Consider the following 21,769-nt stretch of genomic DNA (forward strand, 5'->3'; position numbering starts at 1 on the left):
TGATATTAATACTTTGTTTAATATGTTCAGAGTTGCCAACATACTTTTAACTGCCATTTTTTAAATAATATTGCTGCTGATCACCGTCTTTTTGCTTTTCAACCGGCATTTCTTGACAGGATTAAAGCTAGTCGCCGGCCAAGCGCTTCCATGGAATGTACCTGTTCAACATATTTAAGAGCCTTTTTGCCCATTACGGCACAACGCTCCGGGCTGGCGGCAAGCTCGATTATGACTTGGGCCAGCGTTTCAGCTTCACCGGGTGGTAAAACCATCCCTCCACCGCTTATATCAACAGGATTATCACGCGTATAACTACACAAAAGAAGCACTGGCAAACCGGCAGCCATGTAATCAAATACTTTGTTTGGACTAACTCCCCACTTGAATACCGGTAAATCCTGAAAACCATGAATTCCAATATTGGCCCTTCTTAAAAGCATGGGTACATAATCTTTGGGCACCGGGTCAATAAAAGTAACGTTGGCAAGATCTTCATCAACAACCCGCTGCTGCAACCGTTTTTTTTGGGCGCCGTTGCCCACAAAAAGAAAATGCGCCTGCTTATCCCCCCGCAGTTGAAGAAGCCCGGCGGCGTCGAGAAGCGTATCCAAGCCGTTAACAGGACCAAGTGAACCGGCATATATTGCAATAAACTTTCCTGCCAGTGAATCCAGTGTATTGGATAATTGCGGGTTGAAAGGAAAGGTACTTTCTTGGTACCTGGATAGATATACTCCGTTAGGAATATAAAAAATCTTTTCTTTTGGGATGCCAAAACGTTCGATATATTCATTTGCTCTTGGCAATAATACAATTATTTTTTCAGCCTTCCGATACAGAAAGACTTCAAGACGGCGCAATAACCATATGGCCGGATTATATTCAGAAATCTTAAATATCTCAATAAAGGCTTGGGGCCAGAGATCACGCACTTCAAAAATAAAACGGCACCGGTGGCGTCTTGCAAGAATATACGCGGCAAAGGCTGCAAAAAGATGCACGGAAGAGCCTATGATTATCTCCGGACGTTCCCGTCCCCAGGCGTTGCGTAAAACGCTTATTGTATAAACCAGCATATTCCAGATTCTGCGTGGGCCGTTAGCATAATATACTGGAGTTCGCAACCAAAAAAAGCTTACTCCATCATGAACTTCCTTTTTTATTTTCTCTCCAGGCTGAAGATGTGTTTCCCGTCGCATTATATGATTAACAGAGGCCGCAAAGATTGAAACATCCCAACCCATCTTTACCAACTCTCTCGCCAAATCGAAATGCCTGGTCCCGCCACTCTCCCCCGGCCCAACCGCATAATGATTTAAAATCCAAAGTTTGGGCATAACTGCCTGCCTTCCCCCTGTATTTGGAATCTTGCATTAAGTACAGCTTTACAAAGTGGCAATCAATGAATGTAAGCTTCTAATACGTTGCAAATATAATTCATTTGCGTCCTGGTAAGTTCCGCATCCATGGGCAGGCTGAGAATTTCATGGCTTAAACCTTCGGTGACAGGTAAATCTCCTGATTTATAGCCAAGATACCTATAAGCCGGTTGGAGGTGCAGTGGTGGAAAATAGTGTATGCCGGTTGATATTCCGGCCTTCCGGAGATGATTTCGCAGTTCATTTCTGTTCTTGACTCTTATTACGTAAAGATGAAAAACATGTCTAACCTTTTCAGATACTGATGGGATGCTGATGGAAGGCTGCTTCACCAGCCTTTCCGAATAATATTTCGCGTTTTCAATTCGCTTTTCCGTCCATTCTTCAAGATACCTGAGCTTTACCCGCAACACCGCGGCCTGAAGGGTATCAAGACGACAATTGTAACCCTCTACAAGGTGTATATATTTCCCGTCCCGGCCATGGTTTGCCAACCTCGCTATGACTCTTGCCGCTTCCGGGTCGTTTGTTGTCACCGCTCCGGCATCTCCGCAGGCGCCTAAATTTTTACCCGGATAAAAGCTAAAACAGGCCGCCGCTCCAAAACCCCCTACCTTCCGCCCCTCGTATTCAGCTCCATGAGCTTGAGCGGCATCCTCGATCACTTTTAGTTCGTACTTTCCAGCAATCGTATTGATGGCGTTCATGTCACACGGTTGACCGTAAAGATGAACAGCGATTACTGCCTTTAAAAGATCACCTTTTGCTCTTAATTCCTTTACTTTGGCTTCTAATTGCTCCGGGTCGATGAGATATGTTTTCGGGTTTACATCAACAAAAACAGGTTTTCCACCCGCTCGAGTGATAGCCTCAGTGGTTGCAATAAAGGTATTCGGAACAGTGATTACCAGGTTTCCCTGTCCTACCCCTATTGCCTTTAAAGCTAAGAAAAGGGCGTCAGTTCCGCTGCTAACACCGCAACAGTATTTCACATCGCAAAAATCCGCAAATTCTCGTTCAAAGGAAGCAACTTCAGACCCTAAAATAAAATTTGCTGATTCCAAAACATTATTTATTGCGGCCTGAATTTCCGTTTTTATTTTTGTATATTGTGAGGTTAGATTTATTAACGGTATCTTTCGCATACAATTACCTTTACATTTTTTATCAGTACGGGAGGTTATTTATTTCGTTAATAATCCCGGCAGGATTACCGGCAACCACTGTTCCTGCGTGTACGTCTTTTGTAACCACTGAGCCTGCTCCGATAAGACAATTTTCACCGAGGACAATCCCGGGTAACAAGGTGCTGTTCGCTCCCACTTTCGCATTTTTCTTAATACAGGCTCCTTTCAGGTTGTCTTTGGCTCCTGGTGAAAATGGATATAGAGCGTTTGTGATAACTACATTAGGACCAATCCAGGCTCCCTCTTCTAAAATACTGAATTCAGGAATGAAAGCTTGTGAGTGAACGCGAACATAATTCTCCAAAATCACGTGATGTTCAACTATAGTTCCGGTACCTATGCTTACGTTATTACCTATTATGTTTTCCTCACGTACCATCACATGATGTCCGGCATGAAAATTATCACCTATCAGGTTGCCGGCATAGATTACCGTATGAGAACGGATAACGGCATTATCGCCGATTATTGTCTCAACTTCACCCCCTTTTTTCCCTGCGGGCGGAAGGCCCAGGATCACATAATCACCGATATATACATTTTTACCTAGCCTAACGTTGGGAAATATAGTATAATTCATTTTTTATTCCAAACTTTCTTTACGGCCTATTTCAGGCTTCGTGATATTACTGCCACTATATATTTTAAGAACCAGCTCAAGGGCCGGTTTACCGTCTAAGTTCTTAATCGTACCTTCTTTTCCATCAATGATTGCTAAACTGACAGCTTCAATTGCTTTATAATGTCCATACCACTTTGGAATATTGAGTTTATTAATTGAATTTAAAGCGCTTTGTATTGTAGCGCCAGCCATATGCCATAAACGAAAATTATTCAAATCGCTGCCGCCCAATATAATACTTCCTTTTTCACCTATAATAGTCAATGTTTCTTCCATATTTTTGGGATAGGAGCAGGTTGAAGCATTAATTGTACCAAGCGCATTGTCTTCAAATTCAAGTATTGCCACCGCCGTATCTTCAGCTTCAATGTTGTGCCCCAAGGTAGCGCGATAAGCATGTACCTTCTTAACATTTCCCATGTACCAAAGTAAAAGGTCTATATGATGTATGGCCTGATTCATTAAAACACCGCCATCCATAGATATTGTTCCACGCCATCCGCTTTCATCATAATATTCTTGAGGACGATACCAATATAAACTGACACTTCCAGATAATAACCGCCCCAGGACACCTTGCTCGACAATTCGTTTTAACAAAACACACGCGGGCAAATAGCGTTTATTTAACATTGTGCTCAAAATAAGATTTGCACGCTTTGCCGCCTCAATCATAGCATCAGCCTGCTCCAACGTCATTGCCATTGGTTTTTCCACAACAACGTGCTTTCCTGCATGAAGGGCTTCAATAGCTATTTGAGCATGTAGTCCGCTCGGTGTTGCAATGATAATTACATCAATATTTTTATTTTCTAAAAGGTGTCTATAATCCGCAAAAGCTTGACACTTTATTTTTTTTGACCACGCAGCTGTTTTATTAAAATCAATATCTGCTACAGCAATTACCTTAGCTAATTTCAAGTTTTCAAAAACATCCATGTAACGCTGTGCAATTGCGCCACAGCCAATAATACCAAATTTTACTAATTCTATTGACTTATCTATCGGCAATTCTTTCCTCCTATACCACCTATACCCTTATAGATAAACATTGGTTTTCTTATGTAGAAATATAGTTATTAATTTACGTTACGCTAAACCTAATGGAATTGTTACTGATCATGTAAAACATATATTTCCAACCGGTCTGCATCCAACAATCTAAAACGCCCTATGTAAGACTAAACTTATATCCCATGTATCAGGAACAACTTTTCCTGAATATGATGTTTATGTATATTAATTGAAGCTTACCGGTGGAGAATTAGAATGAAGAAAAAAGTCCTTCATGTTATTCCGTCTCTTTCCACAGGAGGGGCAAGTTGCTTAGTTACCGACTTACTATGTTCATTAGATTCAACTTGTTTTGAGATCGGTTTATGCTCTCTGTATGAAGATACAAACAATAATTTAAGCAAAAGACTTAGAGACTCAAATATTGAGCTGTTTTTCCTAAATAAGAAACAAGGCCTTGATGTTCCAATAATCTATCGTTTGTGGAAGATTTTCAAAACCTATAGGCCTGACATAATCCATGTCCATCAAAGGGCAATTCTATATACTCTATTACCAGCAATATTTAGCAAAGTACCTCGCAGGTTAGAAACAATACACAGCATGGCTGAATGGGAAGGCGGCCGGGATACCCGGCTTGTTCGCCGTTTTGCATATAAATATTGTGGTTTCGTGCCTGTAGCAGTAGCAAAAAATGTTGCCGCAAGCATTAAGCGCGTTTATAAAATAAAAGAAGTTTTAGTAATACAAAATGGGATTACTACCAGGAAATACCAGGCAGTCAAAGTAACCGAACCTATTGATAAGCCAATATCTCTCATCCACGTTGCCAGATTCAGTCCTGAAAAGAATCATGCTCTTTTTATTCAAGCTTTAAAAAAGGTTGTTGAGGCAAGACCGGGCAGGATAAAAGCATTCTTAGTTGGTACCGGCCCTCAACTCCAATCAATTAGGCTCATGGTCCAAACATACTGCCTCGAAAAAGTCGTTGAATTTATGGGAGAAAGACAAGATATAGCAGAGCTTCTGGGATATAGTGACGGCCTTGTATTAACTTCAAACATAGAGGGATTGCCGCTTGTTGTTCTCGAAGCAATGGCAGCGGGCAAACCAGTGATTGCCACAAACGTTGGCGGTATTCCGGAAGTAATAGATAACGGAAAAACCGGTATTCTCATTCCTCCATATGATATCGATACACTTACAGAGTCGATTATTGATTTAATAGATCATAGAGAATACTTTACGGCCATGGGGTTAAAAGGCGCGGCCGTTGTTCGGGAGAGGTTTGATCTTACCCGTGTTGTTGATGAGTATAAAAACCTGTATAACATTGATGGCGCTCAGTGTGTATTTTAAGAGCAATTACACACGCCTCTAGGTATCGCATCATAAAAAAAAACCCAAGTGATACAGGCGCGATTTTAATCACACACGACGCGCCGGCGCCAGACTAGTGGCAGCCAATGTTGCTGAATTCGCACCTTTTGGGGATTCACTCTGCGAGCTGAACAGCTATACGGCTATTTTCAGGGAAGCAAAAGAACCGTCCCCTTGCTTCATTGGTATGAATTGCCAACAGGACTTCCTTGTATGATGTCGAAAATTGTCACAAACGACAAATTCAAGGAGGACAGCGTAAGTGAAGAAAAGTAAGTTTGTTTTCAGCATGCTCTCGTTAGTTTTCTTGTTTTCGCTTATATTTGTTGGATATGCGCAAGCTGCAACCCCCAGCGCGGCAACTTTGCGGGCAAAGTTTGATCAGGTGGACCAATATAATAAAAGTACCTGGGAAAGTTATAAAACCCAAGTGGATAATAATTATCCCACCTGGGAAGAAAGTTACGTCACAAGAGCTTATTTAATAATGTACAAAGCTACTAAAGATGAAAGCTACCTGAATTTGTTTACCGGACATATAGATAGCCAGTTAAATCGCCGTGATAATATACGGAAAGTAACCGATTACCGCGGCTTGAGTTTACCCGCCTGGCGCAATGGTTCTTTTACCAATTATCAGAGTTATTGGCTTTATGCGGTACAAACGGGAGTAACCGTCCAGCCCATGGCTGAATTTGCCGCCATGGTGTACAATGACCCGGCTCTGTCAAAGTATAAAGCCAAGGCGGATGTATATTTGCAGGCTGCCAAGGATGCCGTCAAGGTCCATGACATGAGGGATCAGCCCAAATACCTGGATACCAATTCAAAGTGGATTGAAGATAGCGCTACGATGCATTTAAACTTGCCTATTAACATGAATTTGGCCCAAGGCAGCGTCATGTTTGCTATTTATGAAGCCACAGGGGACAAGACCTACCTCGATAAAGCCACTAAAATAACAAATTACTTCAAAAAATATCTCATCTTAAACACTGCCTTGAATGCCTACACCTGGAAATACTTCCCTGACAGCGCTGATTACGGCAGCGTTTATGAAGACACAGGCCATGTCGTTCCCGAACTGGAATTTATCAATTATGCATACAAACATGGCCTTTTTAGCGACACCGACATGCAAAGGTTCGCCAATACAGCCACAAAAATAATGGTAAAAAGCAATGGATCAATCGCTCACCGCCTTGATGGCAGCGGCACGTCACCTTTACCGGGCACTATCGCACAATGGCTATGGTTTGCGCCCTGGGCGCCATCTCTAATCGACACGTCCTGGAGTATCCTTGCAAACCAAACATCGGTACACGATATGGTTTTTGCCGGTTTGGCCCTGTTGAACTACACAGTTGCGCAAGGCGGCCAAAATTCTGATCCGACGCCAATACCCGGACAGACTGACAATCTCATCACCAACGGCGATTTCAGCTCGGGCCTGCAAGGCTGGGCCAATGAAACAAGCACAGCGGTAATCAACACTGAATCGAACGGCAATAAGTATGTTTCCAACAATTGCAGCTGGGGTTTTTACCAGAAACTGAATTTGCAACCGGGCGACTACAAGCTGAATATGAAAGCAAAAAAAGGCACGGCAAATATGAGCGCCAGGGTCGTAGTTCAGTTCTTCAAACAGGACGGCACATATACGGTCCCTTACGCCTTCAAGTTTAATAACAACGGCAGCGGGTGGGAAGCCATGCCTGAAATGACCATTACCGTACCGTCCACAACCGCCTACGTAAGGATTTATCCCTCCGTTGACGCCGGCAGCACCGGCACCTATTACTTTGACGACATTTCTCTGGTCCCGGCCGGTTCTACGCCCGCACCGGCGCCTGATACAGAATCTCCCCAGGTGACTGTAACCGCGCCGGCTGCCGGTGTCACATTAAAGGATACCGCGGTTTTAACAGCCTCAGCCGGTGACAACCAGGGAGTTGAGTCAGTAACCTTTGCTTATGCCGCTGATGTAAACGGCAGTTGGACAAGCATTGGGGCGGCCGCCCTGCAGGACGGCACGAAAACGTCCGGCGCCTGGCAGCTTGCCTGGGACGTTTCCAATATAAATAACGGTACCTATTATGTGCGGGCTACCGCTAAAGACGCAGCCGGCAATTCATCCGCATCAACTGCCGTTTCCTGTATTGTAAGCAATACTGTAAACAACCAGGCTAATCTCATCACCAACGGCGATTTCAGTTCGGGCCTGCAAGGCTGGGCCAATGAAACAAACACAGCGTTAATCAACACTGAAGCAAACGGCAACAAGTATGTTTCCAACAGTTACAGCTGGGGTTTTTACCAGAAACTGATTTTACAGCCGGACACCTATAAGCTGAATATGAAAGCGAAAAAAGGCACGGCAAATATGAGCACCAGAATAGTAGTCCAGTTCTTCAAACAGGACGGCACCTATACGGTCCCTTACGCCTTCAAGTTCAATAACACAGGCGGCGGTTGGGAAGCCATGCCTGAAATGACCATAACCGTGCCGGACGCAACCGCCTACGTAAGGATTTATCCTTCCGTCGACGCCGGCAGCAACGGCACCTATTACTTTGACGACGTTTCTCTGGTCCCGGCCGGCGTTACACCAGCACCGGCGCCTGATACAGAATCTCCCCAGGTGACCGTAACCGCGCCGGCTGCCGGTATCACATTAAAGGATAAAGCGATTTTAACAGCCTCAGCCGGTGACAACCAGGGAGTTGAGTCCGTAACCTTTGCTTATACTGCTGATGTAAACGGCACTTGGACAAGCATTGGGGCGGCCGCCCTGCAGGACGGCACGAAAACATCCGGCGCCTGGCAGCTTGCCTGGGACGTTTCCAATATTAATAACGGGACCTATTATGTGCGGGCTACCGCTAAAGACGCAGCCGGCAATTCATCCACATCGGCTGCCGTTTCCTGTGTTGTAAACAATACTGTAAACAACCAGGCCAATCTCATCACAAACGGCGATTTCAGTTCGGGCCTGCAGGGCTGGGCCAATGAAACAAACACAGCGGCAATCAACACTGAAGCAAACGGCAACAAGTATGTTTCCAACAATTACAGCTGGGGTTTTTACCAGAAGCTGAATTTACAACCGGGTACCTACAAGCTTAACATGAAAGCTAAAAAAGGCACGGCAAATATGAGCGCCAGAGTCGTAGTCCAGTTCTTCAAACAGGACGGCACCTATACGGTCCCTTACGCCTTTAAGTTCAATAATACCGGCAGCGGGTGGGAGGCCATGCCCGAAATGACCATAACCGTACCGGCCGCTACCGCCTACGTAAGGATTTATCCCTCCGTTGACGCCGGCAGCACCGGCACCTATTACTTTGACGACATTACGTTGATTCAGGTTAAATAATTAATGACCATTTTAATAAGGGGCGTCTGTCCGGCGTCCCTTATTTTCTACTATTTGCTCATATAAATCTGCTACCTGTTCAGCCCACGTTTCCACTCCATATCGCTCAATAATTAGTGATTGACCGGCTGCAGTTCGGGCAGCAAGCTTTTCCGGCGCCCATTTCATAATTTTTATGATCCCCTGCGCCAAACCTGCGCTGTCTTCGCTTGGAAAAAAAACCACACCTGGCGCTTCCCTCGCCCATTCCAGGCCTCGAATGTCACTGCATATTACAGGCAAGCCGATAGCCATTGCCTCTGCAACAGCATAAGAAAAACCTTCCGTCCGGCTGGCGGACACAAAAATATCGGCGGCTTTTAGGTAATTGGTTACTTCATTTTCAGGCTCGATGATCCTCACCCAATCAGGAATCCTGTCTTTAAATCTCTTACGGACGAAATGAAACAATACATCTTGCCCAACCAGGCAGAGTTTTACCTGTAATCCATAACGCATTAAATATTCCATGGCGCTTAATGTTATATCTACACCTTTTATATACGGTTCCCAAGCATATTGAAGACATAAAACCTCTTCAGCTGTAACATGAAAAGAATTACGCATTTCTTGCCGTGTTTTTGTACACTTGGTCAATCTTCCCAGATCAATACCATTTGGAACAACAAAAGCCTGCCGTTCCAACAACCCCCTCTCTCTCATTGAAATAAACCCGCCGCTTGAAACCACAATCGCATGTACGCTTCTACCAATAATTTTATATTTCACCAGATCTCGCAGCTGTCGCATAAAAGTCTTTTTTACACGGGCCGGAGAATGAATATGCCATAGAACCTCAATGTTATTATTATTATTTATCTTATCATGCAATTTAGAAAGCCAGGCAACTACATCGTAATTTGTAAAATGTGTGTGTATAATTTTGATTCCTTCGTGGTTAACGATCTGGTCAACTGCTTTTATTTGACTAAATATTGACTTCCTCTTGGGAATAATGTAAATACACTTATTTTCTCTTTGTACTCGCTGAAACCAGTTGAATTCTTTTGCCCCTTCTGGAAAGGCCAATATTTGCCGCCAACCACGCTCTTGTAGCCTTCTTTCCAAAGCTATTAAGGAAGGGATGAAATTACCTTCATACGGACCATTATAATTGGCCAACTGTAAAACTTTCACTATATCTCTTCCTTTGTAAAGGCAAATTTACAACCATTATTAAAAATTCGTTGGCGTATATTCGCCCAAAAGTTGAACACAACTACTTCGATTTCATTAACCCAAGCAAGTCCTTAACCACCGTCTCAATACTATACTCTTCAAAAACACGCCGGCGACCCCGCTCGGCAATGGTCTGTAAATACTCTGCGTCTCTCATTAACGTCTCCATAGACTCCATCAAAACCTGTGCGCTTCTCTCCGGTACCAGAACACCGGCTTCTTCCCGCAAAAGCTCACTAATTCCGCCTGTGGGAGTGGAAATCACGGGAACTCCCCAGGCCATGGCCTCGATCAAAGATACGGGAATTCCTTCTTTGTCGCCCGATTCAGTCTCAATACTAGGTAACACAACAGTATCTATTGCCCCATTCTGATATAGTCCGAGCAAGGCATCATGAGGTAAACGCCCTTTGAATTCAACTACGCCTTCCAAGCCCAAGGACTTAACTTGCTTGCGCAATTCGCCCTCAAGCGGTCCATCCCCAAATAACCAACAATAAAAAGGTTTTCCTCGTTTTTTTAATAGACTGCAGGCCTCAATCAGATAACTGTGTCCCTTTTTTAAAACCATATAGGCCGGACAGGAAAAAACAAATTTATCTAATTTACCTTCAATCAAGGCCTGATTTTCCGCGTTTAAGCTCTGCCTTACATCAACTCCCATATGAATCACTTCACACTTGTCAGCCAGAGACTTACCTACAGCTTGCTGTATCTCGGCTCGCCCCTGGCGGTTTATGGCACGAACAAACTTTGCGCTTCTAACTTTTTCTTGCAACATGTTATTTTCACTTATATCCCACCGGTGAGCGGTTAAACTCCAGGGTATATTACAAACCTTAGCCGCTATATAGGCAGCTGTGGACGGAGTGGAAGCCCAGTGGGCGTGAATATGGTCTGGCTTTATCTTTTTAACCAGGCGGGCGACGGCTAAACCTTTGGGGAAAACAGCAAGGTTTTTGAGCAGCTTGAGAGGCTTCCTCCAAGTTCGCAATAGATGCCATAAAGTAATCATTACACACAGTGGATGGAGTATCGTCACTGCCAGGGCCATACCCAGGACCTTAAACCCTATTAATGGCAGATGGATACTAATTTCAGCTACCCGCATTGCCTCTTGGCCGGCAATAACGGCTTTGCCCGGCCGCAGTGGAATTACTGTTATTTGATGGCCTTGTCGCCTGATTTCCTGTATTTCGGGTAAAATAAATGTCTCCTTCGGACTCCATGGCGTTTTAGCAGTTATATAAACAATTTTCATAAATATTCATACCCGGCTCCCCTTTTTCTTGTGATAACCTGTTCATCGGCCAGCTTATTAGCCTTGACCACAAACAACATGTTAACAACCAATAGCCCTACCCAGAAATATTTGTTCATGTATTCAGTTCCGGTAAGGGAGGCAAAAAAAAGGTATACCAGCATGCAAACACCCATCGTTTTTTCGGGATCACCGGATAATCCACTAACTGATTTCCATGCAACCAGCCAGAACATACAAAATAAAAGCAAGCCCAACAATCCCAGTTCCGCCAATATACAGAGAAAAGAATTGTGAGCGTCCCTCATTACACCCCGATCTCTGATCTCGTCGCTTGTTTTGAGTAGGTAATCGTTGTAAGCCGTGATAAAACTGTTGATACCGACTCCGGCCGGCCAATTCTTCTTGACCATCTCCACGCCGACCATCCAGATATCAAGCCGTCCGCTGCCGCGGTCGGCGAGTTCTGTCATAGAAACGACTCTTTCAGTGATTAGCGGCGGCATCGTTTTTAAGGCCACACTGTTAAAGAGCAGGATAACCATCATCAAGGAGGTAATAAGCGCTATTTTCAGGATTTTGCTTTTGGTATACACAAAAGCGGCAGCGACTGAAGCCAGTACGGCCAGCCAAGCGCCTCTGGAACCGGACAACAACACTCCCCCGGCCAGAAGAAAACTGCTGATAAAATACAGGTAACGCTGATAACTCCGGTATTTGCAGGTCAGGTATACTGTCAAAATCAGAGCAACACATAAAGCACGCGCGAAGTGGTTGGGGTCTTGCAGATCTGAAACGGAAGCCCTCGTGACAAAACCGGCCTCATATACCCCCAAGGTGGCAATTATGGCGGCAGCAACGGCGCCAACAACATAACTGACTAAAACAACACGAAGTTTATCATCAGAATTGATTAAATTTCTGCTCATCAAGTACAGAAGGACCAGTTGGGATATGGTTAATACTGCAACTATTCCTTGATCCCAGTTAATCACCCATAAAAGAGAACAGCAAGACCATGCCAGGAAAAGCAGCGCCACCCCCAAGAAGCGGTCTGTCTTTATTTTTTCCCTTTTTAATATTACTTGGAAAAACCAGCATATAAATGTGACAGCCCCTACCACCCTCACCAAAGTAAAGGAGAAACCCAAAGTGGTCAATTCTTCAAACGGCACCATAAACATCATGCCGATCAGTCCAAGAAAAGGTTTCCAGAGTATTAGCGGAATACTTAAGGCTGTTATGACTGTTATTAACAAATTGCCGGTAAGGGAGGCCAGGCATCCCAATGCTGCGCCGCAGGCAACAGCCAAAAGCAGGGACGGTAGTGATTGTTCACTGGTTTGGCCTTTTAGCTTCGCTGCTCCAATAATTCTCACTTCTTTCATTTCAGCGCTCCCTGTTTATCCAGACTGCTTCATATCACTAACAGCAAACCTACGGGGTCATGGAAGCCCGCTTCAACCCTGATCTGCTTTTAACAATTTCTCTTCCAAGCAGAACGAAATGATGATGGCGACAATCAATCCCGCCAAAAAAGCTCCGGCAATATTCACCAGAAAGTCGGGTTGATCAGGTTTTACCGGGATATCCGCATAGCTGACCACTTTTATGTTATCTTTTTCATACAGCTGCGTGGTTTTCTTCCTTAAAACATCAACTATTTTATTGGCGATAAAGGAGGCTATTTCCGGATTTTCGTCTCTGACAGAGATTCTTAACAGCTCTAAATCCTTGACGGGAGTAACGGTGATTTTATCTGCCAGTTCAATGGCTGTTATGCCGTTAAGCTGCGTGGTTACTTCCTGTAAAATAACCTGTTCTGTCGCCAATTCCCCGTATGTTTTAACAAGCTGACGGTTTAAATTTAAGAAATTATAATCTGAAACAGGATTTTCTTCACCGGTCGTGTTTACTACCATGATGGTAGTAGTCGCGAGGTAAACCGGCGCCATTAATAAACTGATGATAGCCGCGGTAAATATAGATGCTATTGGGATAATCATTAAAAGAGACAGCCTTTTTTTTAGAATTTCGATCAAAAAATACCCCCCCCTTAACAAAAGCAGAGCACACACAACAAAATTCCCGGACATTCACCACCTGGACTACGATTCAATAGTTAACCACAGTTATGACAAATAATTCACAACTTTTCCTCCTCCCCAAAGCGTATGCACATATCGGGTGAAAAGAAAAACGCCCCTTTTGAGTGTGCCAAATGCACCGAAAAAAGCACCAGAGGCGTCTGCTACTAATTGTTATTTACATTGTAGTTAATGCTATACTTTCAATATATAAAAGCGTCGAATTATGACTTTATATAAATACCATCAATATCCACCCGGCATCCACTTGCCAGAGAATTCTTTTTACCATCTACCTCGATTCTCACTAAATGTGATTTGCCATCAAGAGCAACTGTGAAAACCCTTTGTCTGTATTCGTACTCTTTATCATAAAGATCAATCTTGGCCTGCGCGATATCATCAAGATAAACCACAGCAATCCCACGGTCCGGCCCTGTGGTAGATATCCAGGAGAACTCCTTGCCCGTTATGAGTATAGACGCGGATGCTCCTGGAACATCGGAATAATGCAGGGTATTTAGGAATGAATGCTCTGAACTTACTGAACTCCATGAGCCTTCATATTTTATTAATGGATTCTGGTCATCGATTGGAACCACGGCACATTTACTATCTGACCAGTTTCCCCAATTACCAAGGTCATCTTTAGCCCTGACCCTCAGGTAATAGGTACGACCGGCGCTCCCTGAAAATTCTCCTTCATATTCTGAAGTTTCCAATAGCCAGTTTTGCCAGGCTCCTCCCTCTCCCTCTTTATACTGAATGTGGAATTTTGTTACATTGCCTTTTTCAATAAAAATAGAACCTGCCCATTTGACTTTGAACGTTTGTGACTCCGAATCATCACTGGAACAACTGGGACAGAAAATGATATCGGCTGTGGGCGGGATAAGTGTTCCTTCTGCGGATTCGTAGGGCCCAATATCAATACCCCATCCCTGCGGGCGAATACCGCCGTTTATGTCTGTGCCTGGAGACCCATCTTTAGCGCCCCGGTCGATGGCGGGGCTGTTTTTGGCCAGCCTGAAATCGTTGGACATGTAATCAACAAAAAGAGGGTCACGGCTAAAGCTGCGCTCTCCCCGGCCGGTCTCTTGAAACCAAACCCGTTCATTTATGTCCTCACGGGAATACCTCCGGTTGTTAACAGATATTTCTGAATCTATACGGCTCCAAAAAATATTATGATTTTCTCTCTCCAAAACAGCAGAACAACCAAAATGGACCCCGCCGTAGTTATAAGCAAAAATATTATTAATTAACGCTACTCTGGCAATTGAAGTATCGGCCTCAGTACCCGCAATCAATCCATAATCACCAAGAGAACCACAATTGATCGCCAGGTTGTTGTATAATTCATAAGATCCTCCACCCAGCAAGGCAATACCTGCCATTCCATTGCTATCAACAATACAGTTGACCAGTTTATTGTCTTCTCCAACGCACCTGATGCCATAACGTCCATTGTGTCTGACCACGCAGGAGGAAATGACCATACTTGAAGTAATGCACCCAAAACCGTTTCCGGCATTATACTCTGCAAAACACTTTTCAAATAAAATATCCTCACCGCTGTCCAGTTTAAAGCCGTCAGGTAATTCCGGGCTTTCATTAAAGGAGGATCTTGTATGTACAATCCGGGCTTTATTTACCGGCCCGGGAGACACAACAAGACCAGGCCCGTTGTTATTATGCAAGTTGCAGTCTTTAACCAACAGATCTGTGGCTGATATAATATGAAGACCGGTACCACAACCTTGAATTTCCAAATTTCTTAATTGGATGTACCTGTTCTCTCCCCACAGAGTAACCCCGTGTTCTTTAGTATTTTTTATTTTCAACCCTGTTAAAGTTACATAAGAAACGCCAAACTGGAAGTTAAGGCCGTATTTCCAGACGAGCCCCGCGCCGTCCAATATCGCCTCCTCATCCTGAAACACAGCTATTTCAATAGGATTATCAACGGAGCCTGATTTATTTATTGAAACATATTCTTTATAAACGCCTCCCCGGAGCAAGAGCTTTTCCCCTGGTCCCAATTGGCTGACAGCGTAGGTTATGGTCCCCCAGGGACTTGTTAAAGAACCACTGTTATTATCGTCGCCAAAAGGAGCTACAAAATATGCTTCATATTCTTTGGAATTTTTTTTTGATAAATCTATAAAATACTTTTTACCCTCTGTCTTGCTGAAATATTTTAAATAAATATATAACCAGGCCAGGACAAGCAATATCCCAACTGCAAAATAGATTGCAATCATATAATCTCCTCAAATCCCTATCTATTTTGAAATGGATTCGCTCACTAAATAATTATCATTGTTAAAGATATATTCCGTCTATTTAGATTTTAATATAGTAAAATAACACATTTGTAATAATAATTTGTTTGCAAAACTGACACATGACTAGCTTATAAGGATTCAAAACCAGCAGGCATTCAGTAAGATAAAAGTTGGAAATACCTTTGGTTTTCTTTAAGCCACCGGTAGGTTTCGGCTAACCCATCAGTAATATTAGTAGCAGGTTGGAAGCCCAGTATCTTTTTCGCTTTCAAGCTATCGACGATAAGTTTGCGGCCTGCTGCAGGGCTGTCCTGATGAATAACGGGACTGCTGCTTCCAGTTACTTTCTTAACCTCACAGGCCAGTTGGCGCATGGAAACACATTCATCGCCTCCGACATTAAAAATCCCGCCGATAGCTTCAGGCAGGATCATACTTAAAACTACCGCTTCAGAAAAATCTGAGACATACGTATAAGTCCGGCTGTCTGAGCCGTCTCCGTAAACAGTAATTGGTTCATTCCGGATAGCCTGGAGCAAAAACTTAATCGGCACGCTGATCCTGGTATTTCTTGGCCCATAAATATCTGAAGGTCTCAGTATTACAGCCGCAAGACCGTCACTTAAGGCAAGTGTCCGGCACAAGAATTCTTCAGCAAGTTTAACTGCGCCGTGTACCTGTACAGGTTCCAGCGGGTGGTTTTCATCTATGGGAACGTATTTTTGGTTACCGTATACTGCGATAGAAGAGATATAAATAAGCAGCACGTTACGTTCCAGCGCGGCCTTTATTAAATTCATAAAGCCGGCTAAAGCTTCGGTTACGACTGCTGTTTCAATTGAGCGAAGGCGCAAAACCATGGGAAACGCCAGATGAACAATTGTATCAATATCCCTGGTTGCGCTCATAACCGAGTCTTCACAAGCTATGTCGCTGTTTACCAGTTCGACTTGTTTTTTAAGCGGGTGTAGATTATCTTCCCTGCCGGTGGTTAATTTGTCCAGAACCCTTACCCGGGCGCCTTCCAACAGCAGCTTTTCACAAAGATGAGAGCCAAGAAAACCGGCCCCACCTGTAACCAAGACATGACGTCCTTTTAGTCTCATCCGGCCCTCCTGTTTTTTTCTATAATTTCATAAAGGGGTCTACATCTTTACGATCTTCCCTGGCCGTTTCCCCACGGCGGTAAAGGACTACGGTAATTGTCTTCATTAATATTCTTATGTCCGTCCAAAGCGAATTATTTTCAACGTACCAGAGATCCAACTCAATCCTTTCGGGCCAGTAAAGAGCCAGACGTCCATTAACCTGTGCCCATCCGGTAATGCCCGGCTTTACGCTTAACCTCTTTTTTTGCCTTTTATCGTATTTTTTAAGATGGTGCAAAGGGGCTGGCCGGGGACCTATCAGACTCATATCTCCACGAAGCACGTTGAATAATTGCGGCAGTTCGTCAATGTCAGTTTTTCTGAGGATTCTACCAATACGGGTTATGCGGGGGTCATCCTTCTCCACAAACATCCCCGAACCAATATTCACAGCATTAGAAACCATACTCCTGAATTTATACATCCAAAAAACCTTCCCATGTAAACCCAGACGCTGCTGTTTGAAGAAGATTTCACCCGGTGATGATAATTTTATTGCTAAAGCCACTGCCAATAACAGCGGACTTAGAATCAAAAGGAGCAATATTGTCAAGAAAATATCAAACACTCTTTTAACAATCCAATATATTCTTTTTTCAAACATCTTAGTACCTCCGGTAAACGGGGAAATAACCTTCACCTTCTCGGGGGATTTTTGACTCCATCATCTTTTCAAGCATTCTGACGGCTTCGTGGTTATGCACCTTTTTCCCAATATAAAAATCCAGGTGTCCGTCCGGAGCAAAGGAACGCTTAAACCGGTAAATACCGTCTCCCTCCCGGTAACCACCGCCAAGTAAAAAATATTTGATTCCTCTCGTTTTTGCCCACTTGATCACTTCATGTTTTAAAATATTGTTGGGACGGTACTGATAATATTGTTCCAGAGTCCCTCCAAGAAAGGAATGCATGTAGAAGTTATTGTACAGCAGCAGCTCAGTTGATACTACCTGATTGTCCTTTATGGTATGAGCATATATAAAATTACCTTTCAACTCTTGATGAATATGGTCATAAAGTTCACCGTTGAAGAAGTAAAACTGACCGGCCCCGTTCCTTGCCAGGGTGTGGTGATAAATGGAAATAAAATCAGTAAAATGGGCCGGGGTATCTTCCATGATTACCTTCAGACCTGCCTGATAAGCCTTTTTTATGTTTTTACGGTTGTTTCGTCCATATCCCAGCCATATCTCTTCTTCTGATTTTCCGAGGTCAACACAGATTACAGACGATACTCTTTCGATCTCAACCTGTTTCTCCAGCAGGCGGTGGTTGCCCAGTAAAGGGTGAAACCGTATGAACTCCGTAATCACGTTGTTTCTTTCACAGTAGGCGGCAAAACACCGGTAAAAGTTATCCAGTACTTTTTCGCCGGCCATATGACTTGCCAGCGGCCCCCCGTAACCATACGGACTGGTAATATCATAAAGCTGCTGCTTGAGCTTACCCTTCAGTCCGGGGATCAGATCGATCTTCCTGAACAAAAAAGGGTAGATAACCATGTCGTTTCCTTCCCGGTAAACAAAGGCCCTCGCTTCTCCCCAATCTTTAAACAGCCCGTGGTATTCAGGCCGGTAGTACAGATCCGGACATACCTCTTTTACGTTTTCCAACTCCTCCAGCCACTGCTGCCGGTCCTGCAAACCCAGCACTTCATAATGTCCCATGCTACAGCAGCCCCCCCCCGGAACCCTTACCTTACTACCAATACCTCAGCCAGTAATAGAGCAATTTAACGTACTCTTTTCGTACCAACCGCCTGTCGTTTTCGCTAATACACCTGCCGTCCACGTTAAATCCCGAGTCATTGGTTGAGCAATAAAGCAATTTCACGCCTGTTTTTTTGAACACCCTGTCAAATACCAGCTTGGCACGCCTCATATGGTAGGGCGAGGTGACCACGATAGCGGATTGATATTGTTTTTGGATAATAATGTTTCTTGAAAAAATTGCATTTTCGTACGTGCTTTCAGCTTTTTCTTCTAAAATAATATCCTCCGTCCGGACGCCGGCTTGGATGGCTTTCTTTGCCATCTGCCGGGCCGACGAGCCGCAGCCGGACATTATGATCTTATGAGCAAAGCCAAGCCGGTAAAGCTCTGCCGCATAAAGCTCTCTTTCCGAATCTCCTCCGAGTGTTATCAAAACATCAACTTTTTCTGGCCGGTCGTTAACGTCCAGCAGCCTCGCCATAAGCGACCAGGGAGGAAAAGCAACGATACCAGCTATAACGAGAAGAAAGCCCAGACTCACGATGATCCACCAACCCCTTTGGCTAATCGGTATCACCCTCCCATTCTTTGTCTAACCAACTAGCCGATAATCTTCCATAGGGGTGAATGGCATTTTATCTCATGATTCATGACTCTTCCAGCCAAAATGATACTCCAGTTGTCAGATTTACCGGCTCATCAGTTGCAGGCCTTGTTTCACTGTGACTACCTGCATGTTCCTCTTTGCTATTTCGTCAAACAGGAATTGCAATGTATCTTGATTGATGCTTTTATCATCTGGAGTCTGGTTGCCTTTGTAAACATTGTGTGTATAGAAAATGGTCCAACCTCCCTCTGCCACGGTTTTGTCCAGAACCTCTTTAATTTCTTCCTCACCCGGCTTTTGCAAGTAATACCTGCTTAGCTTATATGAATTAAAAGGTTTTACATTAATCTGCTTGTCATAGGAGGTCGCGCCGGAGTTGTAATACTCCCGCACCAGCGGGTTAGGGGCGGCAGCAAACCTGAAAGGATAAGCAAAGTTTTCCCCTGTCAGGCTGTACTGCTTCAACCACTGTTTTGATCTCTCCAGCTGATCGCGTATACCTTTTTCGTCCAAATCTTTAAAGTGCAGATGATTGGCGCTGTGTGAAGCTGTTTCCCAGCCTGCGTCTTCCATTTCTTTTAATTGCTTTACCGTCATGGCCCCCTCTGAGCCCACAGACGAAGTACAGACGTAGTTTACTCCCGGATAACCGTAAGCCTTGTGGAGAGGAAAGGCGTTTTCAAATACTGATGAAAACTGATGGTCATAGCTGATGGTGACCAACCCTTTGCCCTTGCCCTGCTCATACATGTAACGTACTAGAATAGTACTGGCTTCTGCCCTTGAGATAGGATTCCACGGCCTGAAAGTCCCGTCGGGATAACCGGCAATCAAGCCGCGCTCTTTAACCGCTCTGATATATCCCCTGAACTCAACAGGAATTTGGTTACCGTCGTCAAATCCGGTAAAGCCGGATCCCTCTGCCAGGCCAAGTGACCGGGACAGAAATATAGCGGCTTCCACCCTGGTTATTGGTTCGTCAGGAATAAAGGCTGTTTGCACATATTCATCGGGGACAATAATTCCGGCAGCTATAGCCGATTCAACGTAGGGGTAACACCAATGATAAGCTCCGACATCTGTGAATGTGGGATTTACCGTAGGTTTTAAAGGAAGGCCGCGGCTTAGCACCAGCGCTTTGGTGAATTCAGCCCTGGTAATATTGCCTTCCGGTTTGAAAGTGCCGTCTGGATAGCCTCTGATAACATTGGCATCAGATAGTTGGCTGATATAGCCTTTCGCCCAGTGGTCCTGAATATCATTAAAGGTCTGGGCAAAGACATTCTGCCCGGGACAAAAACATGCCAGGGTAAACAACAGAACCAATAAATATTTTTTCATCCTGACCTCCTTTGCAAATTAAATTGAAACTTCTTCCCCCGGGCCACTTCTGCCTCATAAAAGTGACGGTACACCCGCACAGCTGTCCTGCTTTCCTATCCGGAGGAGCAATTCAGGTCCGGCAACAGCTCTGCGCAACACTTTGTTTAGGACTTCACTATCGACCTCCTCTCCCCCACCTCCTGCATGATATTCAATTACTTATAAACCGCTTTCCTTAGTGAACCATTCGACCGTCAGCCTTAGGCCCTCTTTAATGTCAGTTTTGGGACAGTAGCCGAGCACGCCGGCCGCCTTTTCCACGCCGGCCAGCGAGTGCTTTACGTCGCCCGGACGGGCAGCTGTATAGACAACGTCCACCCGGGTACCGGTAATGTCCATTAAGATTTCTAATAATCCATTTAAAGTGATTCTCTTGCCGCAGGCAATATTAAACACTTCCCCGGCTGCTGCGCAAGTCTGCATGGACAAAAGATTCGCCTGAACAACGTTGTCAATGAACGTAAAATCCCTGGATTGATTTCCATCGCCGTATATCACCGGCGATGCTTTATTGAGTAAAGCCTTGATGAAACGGGGAATAGCCGCGGCATACTCTGACTTTGGATTTTGCCGCGGCCCGAAAACATTAAAATATCTCAGCCCGACGGTTTCCAGACTGTACAGCTCATAAAAGATTTTTCCGTAAACCTCCCCGGCCAGCTTGGTTGCCGCATAAGGTGACATCGGACACAAAGACATATTTTCCACCTTCGGAAGAACCTCATTGCTGCCGTACACGGAAGAAGAGGACGCATATACCACTCTCCTGACCCCGGCATCCCGTGAAGCCAATAAAACGTTCAAGGTTCCCTCAATATTTACCGCATTGGTAGTCAGGGGGTCGGCGATTGACCTGGGCACCGACGGCAAGGCGCCCTGATGAAAAACAACCTCTGCGCCTGCAACGGCCCGCCGGACATCATCCAGACAGCGCAGATCTCCTTTATATAACTCAATTTCCTTTAATACCGGCTGTAAATTATCAATGCTCCCGGTAGAAAAATTGTCCAGCACCTTAACCTTATGGCCTAACTTCACCAGGGCAACGGTCAAATTGGAACCAATAAAACCTCCCCCGCCGGTAACCAAAATGGTACCCATGCA

The 21,769-nt window shown here is 44.5% G+C and carries 17 protein-coding genes; 2 read left to right on the forward strand and 15 right to left on the reverse strand.

Annotation, left to right across the window (positions count from 1 at the left end; translation table 11 throughout):
- Positions 1–98 precede the first annotated feature (98 nt).
- The 4 genes from Psfp_RS02295 to Psfp_RS02310 all read right to left on the reverse strand — a co-directional run bounded on the left by Psfp_RS02295 (position 99) and on the right by Psfp_RS02310 (position 4,202).
- Positions 99–1,340: a glycosyltransferase family 4 protein gene (locus Psfp_RS02295; protein WP_134216931.1), complete on the reverse strand. Its 1,242-nt coding sequence runs from the start codon at positions 1,338–1,340 to the stop codon at positions 99–101.
- A gap of 62 nt (positions 1,341–1,402) precedes the next feature.
- Positions 1,403–2,527, reverse strand: a complete 1,125-nt coding sequence (locus tag Psfp_RS02300; RefSeq protein ID WP_134216932.1) for a DegT/DnrJ/EryC1/StrS family aminotransferase — start codon at positions 2,525–2,527, stop codon at positions 1,403–1,405.
- Between the two features lie 22 nt (positions 2,528–2,549).
- Entirely contained in the window at positions 2,550–3,149 is a 600-nt protein-coding gene (locus Psfp_RS02305; protein ID WP_134216933.1) for an acyltransferase, read from the reverse strand.
- Between the two features lie 3 nt (positions 3,150–3,152).
- On the reverse strand, positions 3,153–4,202 hold the full coding sequence (locus Psfp_RS02310) for a Gfo/Idh/MocA family oxidoreductase (RefSeq protein ID WP_134216934.1): 1,050 nt from the start codon (positions 4,200–4,202) through the stop codon (positions 3,153–3,155).
- 258 nt (positions 4,203–4,460) lie between these two features.
- Here Psfp_RS02310 and Psfp_RS02315 point away from each other — a divergent pair, with 258 nt between their 5' ends.
- Both Psfp_RS02315 and Psfp_RS02320 read left to right on the forward strand, forming a co-directional pair.
- Positions 4,461–5,564 (forward strand): glycosyltransferase, encoded by a 1,104-nt coding sequence (locus tag Psfp_RS02315; RefSeq protein WP_134216935.1) that lies wholly within the window; start codon positions 4,461–4,463, stop codon positions 5,562–5,564.
- Between the two features lie 283 nt (positions 5,565–5,847).
- On the forward strand, positions 5,848–8,961 hold the full coding sequence (locus Psfp_RS02320) for an Ig-like domain-containing protein (RefSeq protein ID WP_134216936.1): 3,114 nt from the start codon (positions 5,848–5,850) through the stop codon (positions 8,959–8,961).
- Positions 8,962–8,973: 12 nt separating this feature from the next.
- Here Psfp_RS02320 and Psfp_RS02325 read toward each other — a convergent pair whose 3' ends face one another.
- The 11 genes from Psfp_RS02325 to Psfp_RS02375 form a co-directional block, all read right to left on the reverse strand.
- Positions 8,974–10,137 (reverse strand): glycosyltransferase family 4 protein, encoded by a 1,164-nt coding sequence (locus Psfp_RS02325; protein ID WP_134216937.1) that lies wholly within the window; start codon positions 10,135–10,137, stop codon positions 8,974–8,976.
- 82 nt (positions 10,138–10,219) lie between these two features.
- Complete coding sequence (locus tag Psfp_RS02330) at positions 10,220–11,440, reverse strand: glycosyltransferase (RefSeq protein ID WP_134216938.1); 1,221 nt, start codon at positions 11,438–11,440, stop codon at positions 10,220–10,222.
- Positions 11,437–12,828: an O-antigen ligase family protein gene (locus Psfp_RS02335; RefSeq protein ID WP_134216939.1), complete on the reverse strand. Its 1,392-nt coding sequence runs from the start codon at positions 12,826–12,828 to the stop codon at positions 11,437–11,439. The genes Psfp_RS02330 and Psfp_RS02335 overlap by 4 nt, the downstream gene beginning before the upstream one ends.
- Before the next feature lie 72 nt (positions 12,829–12,900).
- The gene (locus Psfp_RS02340; RefSeq protein ID WP_190238826.1) at positions 12,901–13,482 is read right to left on the reverse strand and encodes a Wzz/FepE/Etk N-terminal domain-containing protein; all 582 of its coding nucleotides are present in this window, start codon (positions 13,480–13,482) and stop codon (positions 12,901–12,903) included.
- Positions 13,483–13,751: 269 nt separating this feature from the next.
- Entirely contained in the window at positions 13,752–15,791 is a 2,040-nt protein-coding gene (locus tag Psfp_RS02345; RefSeq protein ID WP_134216941.1) for a right-handed parallel beta-helix repeat-containing protein, read from the reverse strand.
- A gap of 179 nt (positions 15,792–15,970) precedes the next feature.
- On the reverse strand, positions 15,971–16,921 hold the full coding sequence (locus Psfp_RS02350; protein ID WP_134216942.1) for an NAD-dependent epimerase/dehydratase family protein: 951 nt from the start codon (positions 16,919–16,921) through the stop codon (positions 15,971–15,973).
- Between the two features lie 19 nt (positions 16,922–16,940).
- On the reverse strand, positions 16,941–17,567 hold the full coding sequence (locus Psfp_RS02355) for a sugar transferase (protein ID WP_134216943.1): 627 nt from the start codon (positions 17,565–17,567) through the stop codon (positions 16,941–16,943).
- Position 17,568: 1 nt separating this feature from the next.
- Entirely contained in the window at positions 17,569–18,630 is a 1,062-nt protein-coding gene (locus tag Psfp_RS02360) for a GNAT family N-acetyltransferase (RefSeq protein WP_134216944.1), read from the reverse strand.
- A gap of 34 nt (positions 18,631–18,664) precedes the next feature.
- The gene (locus Psfp_RS02365) at positions 18,665–19,252 is read right to left on the reverse strand and encodes a YdcF family protein (RefSeq protein WP_153189489.1); all 588 of its coding nucleotides are present in this window, start codon (positions 19,250–19,252) and stop codon (positions 18,665–18,667) included.
- 111 nt (positions 19,253–19,363) lie between these two features.
- A complete protein-coding gene (locus Psfp_RS02370; RefSeq protein WP_134216946.1) occupies positions 19,364–20,623 on the reverse strand; it encodes an S-layer homology domain-containing protein in 1,260 nt (419 codons plus the stop codon).
- Positions 20,624–20,824: 201 nt separating this feature from the next.
- Positions 20,825–21,766 (reverse strand): SDR family oxidoreductase, encoded by a 942-nt coding sequence (locus Psfp_RS02375; RefSeq protein ID WP_134216947.1) that lies wholly within the window; start codon positions 21,764–21,766, stop codon positions 20,825–20,827.
- Positions 21,767–21,769: the final 3 nt, after the last annotated feature.

Source organism: Pelotomaculum sp. FP, from assembly GCF_004369245.1.
In the GTDB taxonomy this organism is placed as follows: domain Bacteria; phylum Bacillota; class Desulfotomaculia; order Desulfotomaculales; family Pelotomaculaceae; genus Pelotomaculum_C; species Pelotomaculum_C schinkii.

Coding starts and splice junctions, on each gene's coding strand:
- Psfp_RS02305 (WP_134216933.1), bottom strand. CDS start 3,149: ATGAATTATACTATATTTCCCAACGTTAGGCTAGGTAAAAATGTATAT.
- Psfp_RS02360 (WP_134216944.1), bottom strand. CDS start 18,630: ATGGGACATTATGAAGTGCTGGGTTTGCAGGACCGGCAGCAGTGGCTG.
- Psfp_RS02350 (WP_134216942.1), bottom strand. CDS start 16,921: ATGAGACTAAAAGGACGTCATGTCTTGGTTACAGGTGGGGCCGGTTTT.
- Psfp_RS02330 (WP_134216938.1), bottom strand. CDS start 11,440: ATGAAAATTGTTTATATAACTGCTAAAACGCCATGGAGTCCGAAGGAG.
- Psfp_RS02375 (WP_134216947.1), bottom strand. CDS start 21,766: ATGGGTACCATTTTGGTTACCGGCGGGGGAGGTTTTATTGGTTCCAAT.
- Psfp_RS02295 (WP_134216931.1), bottom strand. CDS start 1,340: ATGCCCAAACTTTGGATTTTAAATCATTATGCGGTTGGGCCGGGGGAG.
- Psfp_RS02370 (WP_134216946.1), bottom strand. CDS start 20,623: ATGAAAAAATATTTATTGGTTCTGTTGTTTACCCTGGCATGTTTTTGT.
- Psfp_RS02355 (WP_134216943.1), bottom strand. CDS start 17,567: ATGTTTGAAAAAAGAATATATTGGATTGTTAAAAGAGTGTTTGATATT.
- Psfp_RS02315 (WP_134216935.1), top strand. CDS start 4,461: ATGAAGAAAAAAGTCCTTCATGTTATTCCGTCTCTTTCCACAGGAGGG.
- Psfp_RS02335 (WP_134216939.1), bottom strand. CDS start 12,828: ATGAAAGAAGTGAGAATTATTGGAGCAGCGAAGCTAAAAGGCCAAACC.
- Psfp_RS02300 (WP_134216932.1), bottom strand. CDS start 2,527: ATGCGAAAGATACCGTTAATAAATCTAACCTCACAATATACAAAAATA.
- Psfp_RS02345 (WP_134216941.1), bottom strand. CDS start 15,791: ATGATTGCAATCTATTTTGCAGTTGGGATATTGCTTGTCCTGGCCTGG.